The organism is Methylomonas sp. MgM2 (assembly GCF_054172045.1).
The window spans coordinates 21,187-36,531 of record NZ_JBSYXO010000031.1 but is presented as its reverse complement, the minus strand read 5'-3'; the positions used below and the strand labels follow the sequence as shown (position 1 = coordinate 36,531).

General features: G+C 48.9%; 11 protein-coding genes. 6 read left to right on the top strand and 5 right to left on the bottom strand.

Annotated features, from left to right (window positions below; all coding sequences use genetic code 11):
- Positions 1-376: 376 nt before the first annotated feature.
- Complete coding sequence (locus ACW73I_RS18295; protein WP_458030876.1) at positions 377-1,606, top strand: lipopolysaccharide biosynthesis protein; 1,230 nt, start codon at positions 377-379, stop codon at positions 1,604-1,606.
- Here the strand turns inward: ACW73I_RS18295 and ACW73I_RS18290 are convergent.
- The 3 genes from ACW73I_RS18290 to ACW73I_RS18280 all read right to left on the bottom strand — a co-directional run bounded on the left by ACW73I_RS18290 (position 1,585) and on the right by ACW73I_RS18280 (position 5,868).
- Complete coding sequence (locus tag ACW73I_RS18290) at positions 1,585-3,123, bottom strand: choice-of-anchor I domain-containing protein (protein ID WP_458030875.1); 1,539 nt, start codon at positions 3,121-3,123, stop codon at positions 1,585-1,587. The two genes, ACW73I_RS18295 and ACW73I_RS18290, sit on opposite strands and share 22 nt — an antisense overlap.
- Positions 3,124-3,231: 108 nt before the next feature.
- A complete protein-coding gene (locus ACW73I_RS18285) occupies positions 3,232-4,698 on the bottom strand; it encodes an OprO/OprP family phosphate-selective porin (RefSeq protein ID WP_458030874.1) in 1,467 nt (488 codons plus the stop codon).
- A gap of 324 nt (positions 4,699-5,022) precedes the next feature.
- Positions 5,023-5,868, bottom strand: coding sequence for an HDOD domain-containing protein (locus tag ACW73I_RS18280; protein WP_458030873.1), 846 nt, complete (start codon positions 5,866-5,868; stop codon positions 5,023-5,025).
- 180 nt (positions 5,869-6,048) lie between these two features.
- Between ACW73I_RS18280 and ACW73I_RS18275 the strand changes: the two genes are divergently transcribed.
- Positions 6,049-7,902, top strand: a complete 1,854-nt coding sequence (locus tag ACW73I_RS18275; protein WP_458030872.1) for an EAL domain-containing protein — start codon at positions 6,049-6,051, stop codon at positions 7,900-7,902.
- 324 nt (positions 7,903-8,226) lie between these two features.
- A complete protein-coding gene (locus ACW73I_RS18270; protein WP_458030871.1) occupies positions 8,227-8,568 on the top strand; it encodes a hypothetical protein in 342 nt (113 codons plus the stop codon).
- Positions 8,569-8,612: 44 nt separating this feature from the next.
- On the opposite strand, the gene ACW73I_RS18265 is transcribed toward ACW73I_RS18270, so the two are convergent.
- Positions 8,613-9,959 (bottom strand): sigma-54-dependent transcriptional regulator, encoded by a 1,347-nt coding sequence (locus ACW73I_RS18265; RefSeq protein WP_458030870.1) that lies wholly within the window; start codon positions 9,957-9,959, stop codon positions 8,613-8,615.
- Positions 9,956-11,581 (bottom strand): sensor histidine kinase, encoded by a 1,626-nt coding sequence (locus ACW73I_RS18260; RefSeq protein ID WP_458030869.1) that lies wholly within the window; start codon positions 11,579-11,581, stop codon positions 9,956-9,958. Before ACW73I_RS18260 ends, ACW73I_RS18265 begins: the two co-directional genes overlap by 4 nt.
- Positions 11,582-11,671: 90 nt before the next feature.
- On the opposite strand from ACW73I_RS18260, the gene sucC reads away from it, so the two are divergent.
- Genes sucC through ACW73I_RS18245 form a run of 3 tightly spaced genes read left to right on the top strand, consistent with a single transcriptional unit; the run spans position 11,672 to position 15,344 of the window.
- Positions 11,672-12,841 carry an ADP-forming succinate--CoA ligase subunit beta gene (sucC, locus tag ACW73I_RS18255; protein WP_458030868.1) on the top strand — a complete coding sequence of 390 codons (1,170 nt, stop codon included), beginning with the start codon at positions 11,672-11,674 and terminating at the stop codon, positions 12,839-12,841.
- Entirely contained in the window at positions 12,841-13,707 is an 867-nt protein-coding gene (gene sucD, locus ACW73I_RS18250; protein WP_458030867.1) for a succinate--CoA ligase subunit alpha, read from the top strand. The genes sucC and sucD overlap by 1 nt, the downstream gene beginning before the upstream one ends.
- Positions 13,708-13,718: 11 nt before the next feature.
- Positions 13,719-15,344 carry an NAD+ synthase gene (locus ACW73I_RS18245; protein WP_458030866.1) on the top strand — a complete coding sequence of 542 codons (1,626 nt, stop codon included), beginning with the start codon at positions 13,719-13,721 and terminating at the stop codon, positions 15,342-15,344.
- Position 15,345: the final 1 nt, after the last annotated feature.

Here is a 15,345-nt window from a genome sequence, read left to right as displayed (position 1 = left end):
ATAAACCCAAAAACGGCAGCATTTCACGAAAATCACGAAATACACTAAATAATTCAATCACTTATTGAGTGCATGCGTTTACTTTTTGGGTGCTGTCGTTGGATGTCGTCACCATGTCAAATTTTTCGTGATTTTTGTGTGTTTCGTGGATGAAATGATTTTTCTGGGATAAACCGGGCTAGATGACATCGTTGTAACAATTCCGCATCACAAACTGCGTAAAATAACCGGTCCGGGCGGGGAGACGGGCCAGCGTCCCCCGCGAAAATCAAACGACTGTTTATATAACCGAACATTGAATCCCAACTTCTCGGTCGATCCAAATAATTTCAGTTCATTAACGCTGTTCGGCCTAAGTCTATGCAACTTCGGGCTGATGTATTGGGCCAATATTTACTTAGCCCACCACCTCAACACCGATGGCTTTGCCGATTACAGCGTTGCCATTTCCGTCGTCACGCTATTGTCCAGTCTAGCCACCCTGGGATTGGAAAAATACGCCTTGCGCTTTGTCGCGCTGAATATTGAACGGGAAAAATGGGGACGCTTACGTAATTTCCTGCGCTTTTCGCTCAAAACTATCGTTTTGACCAGTTTCGCCCTATTGATCACGATGACTGTTACGCTGGAATCTATTTTGGCCTGGAAACACGCCGATTTTCATATCGCCATCGTAATTTACGCGGCCTTTCTCCCGGTCATTGCGCTTAGCCTGTTTCTGGTCGAAATCGTGACTGTATTCGGCTCTCAAATCCTGGCCATGGCCTTGTATCGCGTTTTTTTACCCGCGTCGTATATCGCTTCGGTCATAAGCCTGCAACATACCAGCTTCGAATTGTCCGCCAGCTCAAGCGTTGTCTGCCTTGGCTTTGCGTGGTTTCTAACCCTCGGATTGCTCGGCATCGCCGCCTATCGGGCCAGCCCGAAGGCGCTAAGACGATCGGTTCCGAACTCTCAAGACAGACTTAAATGGATCGGCCGCTCTTTACCGTTACTGATCAACAGCCTGATGATGACCCTCATGAACAGCGCCGGCCCTATTATCTTGCACGCCATGCACCCTTCCGGTTTCCAGGTGGGCCTGTTCGCGATCGTCATGCAAACCAACGCAGTGATTGCTTTGGTCAGTACCTCTACCAATCGCTATTATTTGCCGATGTTAATGGTATTGGTGGAAAGAGGCGACGCCAAGGGAACAAAGAGCCTACTGTTTAAACGGATGCAAACCATATCCGGCTTTATTACGCTCTATATCGGCGTCATATTCGCTTTCGGCCTTGACATATTGGATCTATTCGGCCCCGGTTTTAGCGACGGCTATCTCACCCTTTGTATTTGCGCCCTGGGCGCTTCGTGCAATACGCTGTTTTCCGATTCACCTTATTATTTGCAGTTCATGGGCCACGCCCGACTCGTTGTCACCTTAACCGGAATAACAACCGCTTGCATGCTGATTTCAAGCATACTGTTAAGCCGGCATTATGGCGCAACCGGCGTCGCAGTCGCTTATGCCGTGCCCATTACGATACTTTTTTGCAGTTTTAAACTGCTCGCCAACAGCCATATGCGCCATTATTTAAAAAATCAATGTTCCAGCTCGATCTGATCCTGCGTCACCTTAAAACAAGCCAACGTACCGTTCATTTCGTTGGCCGACAACACATAATGCTCGCCGTCGCGTTCGAAATGAGCAAGGCCTTCCGGTGAGCGCGCTTCGTCGCCGGGAATTTTGCCTAAGGCTACGACTTTGGGTTGTTTCGGATTCGCCAAAGAAATTAACACCAAGGCATCGGCCCGTTCCATGCCGACAACCGCCCAAGGCTGGCCTTCCATTTCAAACGATATGATACCTTCCGGTTCCGCACCTTTTTTATTGCTGCGCCGGTCGGGATAAACACCGTGCACAAAAGTTATTTCGTCGAGTTGATTACCGGTATCGGCCACAAAATCGCCGGTCGCCGCATCAAACACGCTGACCGATCGACCGCCGCTTTGTACCGGCTCCTCTCCGCTTTGATCGTCGATATCGGTATCGCCCTCGTCGGCGGTCACAAAATAACGGCCGTCCGGCGTCAACGCAATCCCATCGGGTTCGCGCAAGGCCGTCACGGAATGAACGAATTCCACCCAGCCGTCGGATCGCCGGTCGGCTTCATGCTCGGCTATGCCCAAATCGAAATAGCCCAGTACCTTAGCGTTTTCGATATCAACCTCGGCCACTTCATCGGTTTCCTGCAAGGTCACATAGGCGCGCTTGGCATCGGGCGATAAGGCAATATACTCCGGCTCCAGCAAGGTTTTGGCATCGGCGACCAGCGGAATCAGAATCTTGGCTTCGCCTTTAAATTCATTGCCGTACACATCGTGGCCTTCGAATCGGCCGAGCTTGACATGCTTGTTGTCGATCTTACCGTTGCGGTCGAAGTCGATTTTCTTGCTGATTTTACCGTCGCCGTCCCAATCGATTGCCCGCTCCAGAAAATGGCCTTTAGCCGCGACGATAAAACCTTCCCGATGCGATACATCGGCCATTTCGATGTTGGCATTGGCTTTGATATGGCCTTTGTTATCCAAATGAACAATCGAGATGCTGCCTTCGGCGGAAAAAAATTCGCCTGTTTGCCGGTCGAACGAAAACTCTTCGCCTTCGTTCGCCACCAATAAAAGGCTGCCATCGTTGGAAAAAACGACTGAATCAGGACCGTAACCAACTTCCACATGATCCAGCAGATTCCCATTGCCGGCCGAACGAATTTCCAATCGTCCGCGCTCCTCGCCGGCGTCGATAACGGCGGCAAAAACATCGAGCGTTGGATGAAAAGCCACCGAGGTCAATTCTTCGCCTTTGTTCAACCCTAGCGAAAAGCGCTGAAGACGCGAGATTTTACCCGCTTGACTCAGATCCAAAATATCCGCCGAACCGGCATTGAAATTACTCAGAACCGCCCGCAATGAGGATTGCTGCACGCTGACAATTTCGGTCCCTTTATCCATTCCGGAAAAGTACATGCAGTCGGGTATCAACTTCCAATCCGCGCTACCCACCGATTCTTCGATCGGGCCATGGGCGCACGCCGATAACAAACACATTCCGAATAAGGGAGCGATCTTTTTCAAATTCATATTCCGAAAATCAATAAAACGACAAATCATAGCGCAAAACGCCCCATACGAAAAAAGCCGCGCCGGGATAACCCGGCACGGCTAATGTCCGCGAAATGATCAGAGATTTTAGAATGCCAACTGAGTACGGAAGCTGAAGGTACTCACGTCAGGATTGCCGCCGGAGGTCGTGGTAACCGCAGGGTTCTCGAAACTGAAAGCGTAGTTATAGTCAGCCATGAACCGAATATTGTCGTTCAAGTACCAGTTTAGCGCGAGAGTCAGCAGCGTCTCTTCGCCACCCTGAACGTTGGCGCTGTTCAAGTCCACTCCGGAAATACGGCTGGCTACTTCCCAAGCCCCCCAACCGCCGTTTTTCAAACTAAATCTGTTCTTCGGCGACACCTTGTAAAACTTACCTTTTTTGTATTTACGGGATTCGCCGGTAATGGTGTAAGCCGCTTCGGCATACCAGCCATTGAAGTCGAGATCAGGTTCACCATTTTGCATGCTCAGCCACATTTGGGTGAACTCGCCGCCGCCGTAGAACGGACCGTAAACCCCGTTTGCTTCCAAGCCAAGCGAAGTGATGTTATTCACGTCGGCAAGCGTACCGGTATTGACCAGATACAAGTTCGACATATGATCGGTTTCCGCTTCGAATTTCACGCTTTTATCATTGACTTTGCCGGAGTCACCCGGTTCCCGGTAGTTACCGGCGATACCCAGATGCACCACCTTGGTCTTTTCATTGATCGGCGCAAAAGTCCAGCGCGAGTTGACACCCCAGCCTTCAACCCCTTGTTCCCCATTGGCAGCAATCGTATCGCCGTAAAAGCCGAGTTGCCCGGTCCAGTCTTTACGGAAGGTACCGACGTTAACACCGATGGCACGATCGACAACCGGTGCGTTCAAGGCATCCATCAATGAACGCTCCATCCAGACCAAATCGTTCGAACTTTCCTGCAATTCGCGGCTGAAGGCTTGTTTTTGTTGACCGACGGTGATGTCCCAATCCTTTATACCCTGGTAGGAAACAAACAAGTCTTTGACCCCGACCTTGTTATCGGCGAAATCAAATTGGCTTTTGAACTCCCAGTCTTTCCAGAAGGTACCGACCATCTCCATCCGGGCCCGGCGGATTTCGGTACCGTCGGTGGCTTCGACTTTATCGGTAGTGCCTCTTTCCACCAAATTGCTATCGCCTGTGCTATAGTTCGCGTCGGCATGGATACGGCCGCCGATTCTGAATTTGAATTCTTTATCTTCCGATTCAAATTCAACGCCTTTACTACCCATCTTGATTTTGACCTTTTCGGCCTCTTTCATATGCTCGTCCAGCGCTTTCAGCTCGTTGTCTTTCAACGCCATGTCTTGCTTGATTTGCTCGACTTCGGCTTTCAAAGCCGCATCACCGCCTGCCGCACCCGGTTCGCCCACGCGTTGAAACTCGCCCAACAGGACGCGGCCTCTACCGGGCTCTGCATAAATTTGCTGGGTTTTAGTATCGACATACAAATCCAGCGCCATCGCTTCTGATGCCAGGCCGGCACCCATAACTGATGCCATCGCCAGACTCAGCTTAGTGAATTTCATGGTCAAGTCTCCAAAGGTTGTAGATTGAGTCATTTGCAACAGTTGAAGTACATGAAATAAACCAATTTAATTTAAAATTGGGGAAAATGAACCGCAACTGCGCAATTGCGGCGGATTGTATGGGGTCAATATGACAGCATTATGACAAGCGTCGATTAAGCAACCAAATGTCGCTTAATCGCGACAGACACAGCTACGTTCGAGAGCTATGGCGAGACCGTGTTATGAATTATTCTAATTACTAGGCAAAACAGTGCTATAAATATCCAGTTTTGTCAGCAAGAGACGACATACAAGCAATCACCCAAACTCAGTCGCCTTAATTTACTTGGCCGGATAAAACAAATTAAATATGACTTCAAATTCATCATAAGCCTTGTCGAGAATCAAACTGATTTGTTCGGGAGGAAGTAAAAATTCGCTCGCAAAGATCGCATCGGCGGTTACATCCATTTTGCTGAAATAATTAGCTGTGCGTACGACATTGCCGATATAAGCAAACGGTCCGGTATCATCAGGGTAACGATGCAATAATATCGATTCAATCACGACTTCCGGAAGCTTCCAAAGCTTACACAATTCGGCCCCCACCTGAAAATGATCAAAACCGATGACTTGCTGTTCGATATCGGCTTCTCCGACACCTTCGGAGATTTGCGATTGCATCAATAAATCCACCTCCCTGGCCAGGACCGGAATACGCCGATACAATACCAGCTGACCGATGTTATGCAGCAGGCCGCACAAAAAGGCCGCATCGCTATATTTTTTTCCGAGTTGCACATCCAATTCTTTGGCGATTAATGCACAGCGGAGATTCTTCGCCCAAAAATCGTGGATCGAAAATGACTGGCCGGGTAAGTCAGAAAATCGCTCGATTATGATGGTGGCCAAGACCAAGTTTTGCAATTCCCGGTGACCTATCATCGTAACCGCTCTGGCGATCGAATCGACTTTGGACGAAAAACCGTAAAATGCGCTATTGACGATCTTCAGCAATCTCGCCGCCAAGGCTGCGTCACTTTCGATCACCAAAGCCGCATCATGAACCGTTTTAGTCGGATCATCCACGACCTTATTCAACTCCAAATAGACTGTAGGCGGTGACGCGAGCTGAATGTCACCTCGCAATAAATCGGTCACGGACAATGCGGATACGGAAGTTATCATCTAAAAATTACAAATTTAAAATTTGCACCTATACTGGTTTTACGTTTATTGTCTGGGGTGACAGCTAGAATTAAGACTAACCGGTTTTACCAGAATTACAAGATCGATGTAAGCTTTTGATTACATTTGTTTTTATAGATTGTTTTTCTATCGTTATAAATCATAACAGTTAATTAGTACATGACGGTTTGCGCACCCATCAACGAAAAAATCATCATTGTTGCCGAACACGATAAACATTCGGCAGAACAGATCATCGCTAAGTTGCAAGAAAATGGGTTTTCGGATATTCGTCATGCCGCGAACGGCGACACTATCTACGAAATTCTTCGACCTTTTCACGATCAACCCGAAAGAATCGGTTTAATCGTTTTAAATGAAAATTTGCCGCAATGCCAATTGGCCGAAATGATTCAAAGTTTGTGCTGTGCGCCGGACGGTTCGGTCATCCCTTTCGTGATTATTCGCGAGCCGAACAATAACACACCGATACAAACAGAACCGGGTTATGCGCTAACTTATCAAATTAGCTCGCCTATCGACCCTCAAACCTTGTTGTTGTCGATTAATTTCCTAATGCGGTTAAAACAGGAACGTTTCTTACGTCATCAACAAGAAGAACAACTGATCAACGAATTAGCATCGAAAAGTGTCATCGAAGCCAAATTAAAATTCTTGGTCGCTCACGACGAACTCACCGGTCTATTTAATCGCAACAGTTTCGAAAAACAATTGCGGCTAATTATGAATCTGAGCAGCAAATTGAAAAAAGAAGGGGCTTTACTGTTCATCGATGTCGACCGTTTCAGCTTGATTAATGAATTAGAAGGTTTCGATGTCGGTGACCGACTACTGGTGGAATTAACCATTCTGATTCGGAAACTGGTACCGCCGAGCAGTCTATTCGCCCGCATCGGTGCCGACGAGTTTTGCTTGTTTTTGGAAAACAAAACCAAGAAACAAGCCCAAATCATTGCCGAAACCATCAAGACTACGGTCGAAAATTTCCGTTTTTTCACCGGCGAAAACACTTATAGCGCTAGCGTCTCAATCGGCATCACGACGCTGGATAACTCGACGCCTCTTCAACATCCCGGCGAAATGATTTTGCACAGCCGCCAAGCCTGTAATTTTGCCAAAGTAAACGGGCGCGACAAAATCAGACTTTACAACCAAGAAGATATTGTAATTAAAGAACGGCGTCGCGATATTTACTGGGTCCCTATTATCCGCAAGGCTTTACGCGAAAACGATTTGTTTTTAGTGTTTCAACCGGTCGTACAACTCAATAACGGCGACATTTCTCACTATGAAGTGCTGCTGAGAATGCGGGGTGAAAATGGAGAGGTTATCTCCCCCGACCAATTTATTCCGGTTGCCGAGCGCATGGGATTAATCCATGCCGTCGATTTATGGGTTGTCGAAAACGCAATTGATTTTCTGGCCGCACTACCATCTTATTTGTCCCGCATCTCCTTAGCGATCAATTTATCGGGGGCCGCGTTTCAATATCCCGACTTATTACAGGTCATTCGAGATAAATTGGAATTAACTTGGGTAGACGCCAGCCGTCTAACGTTTGAAATTACTGAAACCGCTGCTGTCGACAATTTTGAATGGACGCGCGATATGATTAACAAAATCCGTCAACTCGGTTGTAAATTCGCCTTGGACGATTTTGGTGCCGGTTTTTGTTCATTCAATTATCTAAAAACATTTCCGGTCGATTATGTGAAAATCGATGGGCAATTCGTCAGAAACTTAGATAAAAATGAAACCGATCAAATTTTGGTCAAATCTATGGTCGAAATTGCCGGCAAATTGGGCAAACGGACAATTGCCGAGTTTGTTGAAACACCGTCTATTGCGCTAAAACTCAAAGAAATCGGCGTCAACCTGGGTCAAGGATACGCATTCGGCAAACCCGATCGTAATTTGTTGGACGGCCATCAAGTATCGTTAGCGATTTTACTTAACTCTAAGAAAACCCCAGAGGACAACGATAATTTTTATAAAAACGAAATTTCGAAATAATGCCGCTAATTATGTTCCGAATTAATCGCCAAACTGCATTTATGTTTGACCGGCGGTTTACCGGTTTAACGAGCTCTGGTATAGTCAAACTCGATGTGACTGAGCATCGATAGGTTTTATTTAACTTAATAACTAAAACTAAGAAGGGGAAAGGTAATGGCAGAACTACTTTTTATCGCAACGACCGTATTTGTTGCCTATGTTCTATATGAAGTCGTAAGCAAAAAAACGGACAAACCCGAACTCAAACAGCCAGTCGATCCAGTCGAAAAACCGCCCCTCACCTCCGAAGCTGTAGCCGAAAAAACGGCGCCGCCATCCGAAGTGCTTTCCGAAGCAGTTAAAGCCAAACCCGTCGCAAAATCCGAAGCAGCTAAAGCAAAGCCTGCCGCTAAAACCACCGCAGCAAAACCGAAAAAAACGCCTCCTAAAAAATCGTCCCCGGCATCCGCTGCCGCTACAGCAGACAGTTTGAAAAACCCCAAAACGGGTGAAGTCGCAAAGATTCCCAACAATTATGCGTTTGCTAAGCGCTGGATAAAAGAAGCCTTAGTAGAAGAAGGACTATTAGATAAGGTTTATAAAAACAACGAACTCGACACCGACGCAAAAGCGAAAATTAACGATGCTTTGCAACAATTAATAGCGATGGAAAAATATCAATAAAAGGCGTATCGAATCAAGAAACTCGAATAAAATTGGGGTACGTCTTACTCTAACCCCAGTTTTTTCAATCGGTAACATAAAGAACGAATCGTCACGCCTAGGTGTTGGGCGGTGGCGGCCTTGTTCCAGCCGTATTTCTCCAATGCAGAAGTGACTGCCTTTTTTTCCACACTTTCCAAATAACGTTCCAAAGACAGGTTTTCTAATTTGGAATGATCGCTTAAGTCAGACTGACCGCCATTCGTAAGCGGCAAACTCAAATCCGACACATCGATGCCGTGTCCTTCGTGCAAGGCTAAAGCCCGCTCTAGGATATTTTCCAGTTCACGTACGTTTCCCGGAAAAGCGTATTGTTTCAGTGCGTTCAATGCCTCGTCAGTCAGATCCGGCACAGGCATTCCGTTAGCTTTGGCCAAGCGTGCAAGCAAATGCCTAGCTATCTCCGGAATATCGCTGACTCTAGCTCTTAACGGCGGCAAATTAAGTTCAATGACATTAATACGATAATATAAGTCCTGTCTAAAACTCCCGTCTTGTACCATTTTGGCTAATTCTTTATGCGTGGCACTCAATAAGCGAACGTCGACGGGTATTTCGTGCTGTTCCCCTACCGGTCGGATTTTCTTTTCCTGTATGGCCCGGAGCAATTTGACTTGCAAACTCAGCGGTAAGTCGGCCACTTCGTCCAAAAACAATGTCCCACCGTCAGCCGCCTGGAAAAAGCCCTGTTTATCGGCAATCGCACCGCTAAAACTGCCTTTTTTGTGACCGAAAAATTCGCTTTCCATCAATTCAGGCGGGATCGCACCGCAGTTAATCGCAATAAAAGGCTTTTCGCTACGCGGGCTCTGCCGATGGATCAGCTTAGCAACCAGTTCCTTACCCGAACCCGACTCCCCGCTAATATAGATAGGCGCTTGATTACGGGCAACCTTTTGAATTTTCGACCGAATATCGCACATCACTTGCGACTCACCCAACAAAATATCCCGAGTTCGCCGGTCTTTGGATTTTGGTCTGTTCGGAGATGTTTGCAAGGCATTATTGACCAATTGCCGTAATGCGCCTAGATCGACCGGCTTGGTCAGAAAATCAAAAGCGCCTTTTTTCATGGCCTTGATCGCGATATCCATACTGCCGTGCGCGGTAATCACTGCCACCGGTAATAACAACCCGCTCTCTTGGATATAGTCAACCAACTCCAGCCCATCTCCGTCCGGAAGCCGCATATCGGTTAAGCACAAATCGAAGCGCTGGTGGAGCAATAACTGTCGAGCACCGCCGAGACTTTCCGCACTACACACTTGGATATCCATCCGTCCCAAGGTAATTTCCAGCAATTCCCGGATATCAGGTTCGTCGTCAACCACTAATGCGACGGGCTTAGTCATATTTCAATCACCACTTTGTCGGCGTCTGTCATCGCTAAGGTAAAACAGGATTTATTACGATATTTAGAATAGCTTAATTCGGCCTGGTTGAGCTCGGCCAGTTCTCTGGATATGTAAAGCCCCAAACCCGTACCTTGATGAGAAGTCGTAAAGAACGGTTCAAACAAACGTTCAATATTTGCTTGATCGATTCCGGGGCCATTATCAATCAGACGGACGCAAGGCTGATCGCCGATCCGGTCTAATTCGACCACGATGTTGCCTTGTTCCGGATTGCCGTATTTATATGCGTTGGAACAAAGATTATCCAAAATTTGCTTGAGATGTCCGGAATCAATCAATGCATTGAGGCCGTGTTTGTTGCTTTCCAAGACGAAGACTACATTCCGTCCGGAATGCTGCAGATTTTGTTCCTGAATATAATTCGGCAACCATTCATTTAATGCGATCTTCTGCTTCCGCGAAGCATCGCGCCTCGATAATTGCAATATATCTTCAATGATATTATTCATTCTCCGGCAATGATTTTGAATGATTTCAGTCAATCGCAGATCCTGGGGCTTCAATCCGGGCGTTTCCGATAATAATTGCCCGGCATGGCTAATTGCGCTCAATGGATTGCGTATTTCATGGGCTATGCTGGCCGTGAGTCGGCCTAGCGATGCCAGTTTACTTTGTTGTAAGCGTTGATTGTACAGAGCGACGTCTTCAAACAACAATAAATACAAGGGCTCGTCATCGACTGTTAGCGACGAAAACCGAACCTGAACTTCTTCGCGGTTGCTTAACTCGATGATGGCGAAATCCTGTTCGGTATTGTCGAGCCATAATTGAAACGCATGCTGCAACAGCGGCGATATATCCTTGAGATGGCAGGGCGATTCACGCAATTCAAGCAAGCGTAAAGCCGATTGGTTATTGAGCACAATAAACTGCCTGCGATCGGCAATAATGATCCCTGATTGCAAGTGCTGAATAATATAGCGGTTCAGCTCTTCTAACCGCACAATGGTCTGGGCGTGCTGCCTGGCCAGAACGGCCGATTGCTCGACGCGCCCCGCCAAAATCACCGATATCAGGGCGATCGCAAAGAACGATATTCCCAACAAACCGGAATAATTCCACGAAGCGGAATCGAACACATGCGTTTGCACGGCGTACAGTTCTTCCGCCAATACGGCCAAACTCGCCATTGCGGCAAATAACAAAGCACAACGTCCGCCAATCAATATGCCCGCCGCCGCAATCGAAATGGCCAATAAACCGCCGACGCCGCTACCGACCCCACCGCTTGCATGCATCAGCACGGTGATGAATACGATATCGGTAAAGATCACGAGTTGAGCCAATATTGAATAAGTCAGTAAACGGCGAAAAATCAAAGAGCCGGTTAACAAAGAAATCATCAGATACCCCAGGCTGGCGAACTGATACAATTGGGCATCGTGCGTGCCTAAAGAAGAAGGGGCAAAGCGCATATAAAACAGCATCACAAACGAACTGGCGCTTATGAAACGGTAAATAAAAAATATCTTTAATAGCAGCCAGGCTTGACGGGTTGGGATGCCGTAGCCTTTAGAAAACGGGCAAGGATAAATGGTATCGGCTTGTCGATTGGGCATTATCTGCGATTTGGAATTGATTAATAAAAAGCTACGATAATAGCAAACTCTATTTTAACGATTACAACGCCATTACAGCGGAGCTAATAAATGAACATTCATGAATATCAGGCTAAACAACTGTTTCGTGATTTTGCGATTCCGGTACCGCAAGGCGCGATGGCCGAGACTGCCGAACAAGCCAAGCTTGCGGCTCAGACGCTGCCCGGAACGGCTTGGGTCGTCAAAGCGCAGATCCACGCCGGCGCGCGCGGCAAAGCAGGAGGAGTCAAAGTCGCGGGCAATCCGGACCAGGTAAGCGATTACAGTGCCGCAATGCTCGGTACTTGGTTGGTAACGCATCAGACCGACAGCAAAGGTTTACCGGTTAATAGCGTTTGGATCGAAGAAGCCTCCGCGATCAAGAACGAATTTTATTTGAGCTTGTTAATCGATCGAGATAGCGAAAAGCTCGTCTTTATCGCATCCGCGGCCGGCGGAATGGATATCGAAACCGTTGCGGCGGAGACGCCGGACAGAATCGTGCGTGTGTCGGTTCATCCGGCGGCGGGTTTGCAAGCCTATCAATGCCGCCAAGTCGCGGCGGCTTTAATGCTCAATAAAGAACAGCAAAGTCAGTTACAAGACATCATGACCGGCATGTACAAGCTGTTTTTGGCAAAAGATTGCAGCCAGATCGAGATCAATCCTTTAATCGAAACCGAAGATGGCCGGCTGATCGCATTGGATGCCAAAATCAATTTCGACGACAACGCTGTCGCTATACACCCCGATATTGCCGCGTTGAGGGACACTTCGCAGGAAGACGCCAAAGAAGCCGAAGCCAAAAAGTTCGATCTGAATTACATCACCCTGGGCGGCAACATAGGCTGCATGGTCAACGGCGCAGGCTTGGCGATGGCCACCATGGACATGGTCAAATTGAAAGGCGGCGCGCCGGCCAACTTTTTAGATGTCGGTGGCGGTACCAACAAAGATAAAGTCAAAGAAGCCTTCAAGCTGATACTGTCCGACGGCACGGTCAAAGCCGTACTGGTCAACATTTTCGGCGGCATCGTCCAGTGCGACGTGATTGCGTCCGGTATTCTGGCGGCGGTAGCCGAGATGAATTTGCAAGTCCCGGTGGTGGTGCGACTGGAAGGTACCAATGCCGATAAAGGTAGAGCAATGTTAAATGAGTCGGGCTTAGGCTTGTTCGCAGCCGAAGATTTAAATGATGCCGCCGAACAAGCGGTGAAACTGGTGGAGGGCGCAGCCTAATGAGCATTTTGATCGATAAAAACACCAAAGTTCTGTGCCAGGGCTTCACCGGCAAACAGGGCACGTTCCACTCCGAGCAAGCCTTGGCCTACGGCACGCAAATGGTTGGCGGCGTCACGCCCGGACGAGGCGGCTCAACGCATTTGAACTTACCGGTATTCGATACGGTAAAACAAGCGGTCAATGCCACCGGCGCCAATGCGACGATGATTTACGTTCCGCCGTTTTTTGCTGCGGATGCCATCTTGGAAGCGGTGGACGCCGGCATCCAATTAATCGTCTGCATCACCGAAGGTATACCAGTGTTACAGATGATGCGGGTCAAAGCGGCCATGCAAGGCAGCAATTCCTTGTTAGTCGGCCCGAACTGCCCAGGGGTGATCACGCCGGGCCAGTGCAAGATAGGCATCATGCCAGGCCATATTCATATGCCCGGTAAGATCGGCATCGTCTCCCGCTCCGGCACCTTAACTTACGAAGCCGTGCATCAGACCACCCGGGAAGGCCTAGGCCAAAGCACCTGTGTCGGCATCGGCGGCGACCCTATCCACGGTATGAATTTCATCGACGTGCTTAAACGCCTGCAAGACGATACGCAAACCGAAGGCATCGTCATGGTCGGCGAAATCGGCGGCAGCGATGAAGAGCAAGCGGCAGAGTTCATCAAGGCCAACGTCACCAAACCCGTGGTCGGTTACATTGCCGGCCAAACCGCGCCTCCCGGCAAACGCATGGGTCATGCCGGCGCCATTGTGACCGGCGGCACCGGCACCGCAGAGGGCAAAATCGCCGCATTGGAGGCCGCCGGCGTCCATATGGTGAGCTCTCCATCCGATATCGGCGCTGCTATCAAAGCTTGTTTTTAATTTAACCGCCCATGTCGATCAAAGTAGCGCTCGCCCAACTGAACTTTGCGGTGGCCGATATCAAGGCCAACACGGCGAAAATCATTGCCGCGGCAGAAGGAGCCAAGCGACAACGCGCCGATGTCGTCGTATTTCCGGAACTATGCGTCACCGCCTATCCGCCGGAAGATTTATTACTGCGAGCGGATTTTCTTCAACAAGCTCAACACGCCGTCGATGAAATCCGGCGGCAAGTTCATGGCATCGCACTCGTAATCGGTTATCCGCAAGTCCACGGCAAATGGCGCTATAACGCCGCAGTGGTCCTACATGACGGCGAAATGGTCGCCGAATATCATAAACATGCTTTGCCGAATTACGGTGTATTTGACGAGCACCGCTATTTCAATATCGGTCACAAAACCGGCTTATTCGAAATTAACGGCCGCAAATTGGCCCTAACCATTTGCGAAGATATCTGGGTGGACGGCATTATTAAAAAAAATCGCAAAGCGGGCGCCGATATCATCTTAGCGCTAAATGCCTCGCCCTTCCATGCCGGCAAGATGCGTGAACGCGAACATATCATCTGCAAGCAAGTCAAGGAAGCCGGAATTCCATTGGTATATGTCAATCAAATCGGCGGTCAGGACGAATTGGTTTTCGACGGTGCTTCTTTCGTTGCCGATAGCGAAGGCGAGATCGTATTTCGAGCGCCTGAGTTCGAGGAACAAATCAGCATTGTCGAGTTCAACGGCATTAAACCGCAGACGGGAACGATCGCGCCCACGTATACTGCGGTGGTCAGCGAGTACAAGGCGCTGGTGCTCGGCATCAGGGATTACGTGCGCAAAAACGGCTTCCCCGGCGCCATTCTGGGCTTATCCGGCGGCATCGACTCGGCATTAGTATTGGCCTTGGCGGTGGATGCGCTGGGTGCCGGCAACGTCGAAGCCGTCATGATGCCGTCGCGCTATACCCAGGATATGAGTAGCGAAGACGCCAAATTGGAAGCTGAAGCACTCGGGGTCAAATACCACATCATTCCGATCGAACCGGCAGTGAATGCTTTTGCCGAGATGCTGTCCCCCATATTTGCCGGCACTACGAGAGACACCACCGAAGAAAACATCCAGGCCCGCTGCCGCGGCATCTTGTTGATGGCCCTGTCCAACAAACAAGGCAAACTGTTGCTGACCACCGGCAATAAGAGCGAAATGAGCGTAGGCTACTCTACCCTATACGGCGACATGGCCGGCGGTTTTGCCCCGCTGAAGGACGTGGCTAAACTAATGGTCTATAAACTGGCCGAGTACCGCAATACTATTTCTCCGGTGATTCCGGAGCGCGTCATTACCCGCCCACCATCAGCGGAACTTGCGCCCGATCAGAAAGACGAAGATTCATTGCCACCTTATGCACTGCTGGATCCAATACTGGCCATGTACATCGAACAAGATAAATCCGCCGAAGAAATAGTCGCCCTGGGCTATCCTATCGCAGCAGTAAAACGGGCGATCACGTTGGTCGACCGTAACGAGTACAAACGTCGGCAATCGCCTCCCGGCATCCGCATTACCCCCAGAGCCTTCGGACGTGACCGCCGTTATCCGATTTCATCGGCTTATCGAGGTACCGCTAACTTGGTTGAGGAATAAA

Coding starts and splice junctions, on each gene's coding strand:
- ACW73I_RS18295 (WP_458030876.1), top strand. CDS start 377: ATGTATTGGGCCAATATTTACTTAGCCCACCACCTCAACACCGATGGC.
- ACW73I_RS18280 (WP_458030873.1), bottom strand. CDS start 5,868: ATGATAACTTCCGTATCCGCATTGTCCGTGACCGATTTATTGCGAGGT.
- ACW73I_RS18290 (WP_458030875.1), bottom strand. CDS start 3,123: ATGAATTTGAAAAAGATCGCTCCCTTATTCGGAATGTGTTTGTTATCG.
- sucD (WP_458030867.1), top strand. CDS start 12,841: ATGAGCATTTTGATCGATAAAAACACCAAAGTTCTGTGCCAGGGCTTC.
- ACW73I_RS18285 (WP_458030874.1), bottom strand. CDS start 4,698: ATGAAATTCACTAAGCTGAGTCTGGCGATGGCATCAGTTATGGGTGCC.
- sucC (WP_458030868.1), top strand. CDS start 11,672: ATGAACATTCATGAATATCAGGCTAAACAACTGTTTCGTGATTTTGCG.
- ACW73I_RS18265 (WP_458030870.1), bottom strand. CDS start 9,959: ATGACTAAGCCCGTCGCATTAGTGGTTGACGACGAACCTGATATCCGG.
- ACW73I_RS18275 (WP_458030872.1), top strand. CDS start 6,049: ATGACGGTTTGCGCACCCATCAACGAAAAAATCATCATTGTTGCCGAA.
- ACW73I_RS18260 (WP_458030869.1), bottom strand. CDS start 11,581: ATGCCCAATCGACAAGCCGATACCATTTATCCTTGCCCGTTTTCTAAA.
- ACW73I_RS18245 (WP_458030866.1), top strand. CDS start 13,719: ATGTCGATCAAAGTAGCGCTCGCCCAACTGAACTTTGCGGTGGCCGAT.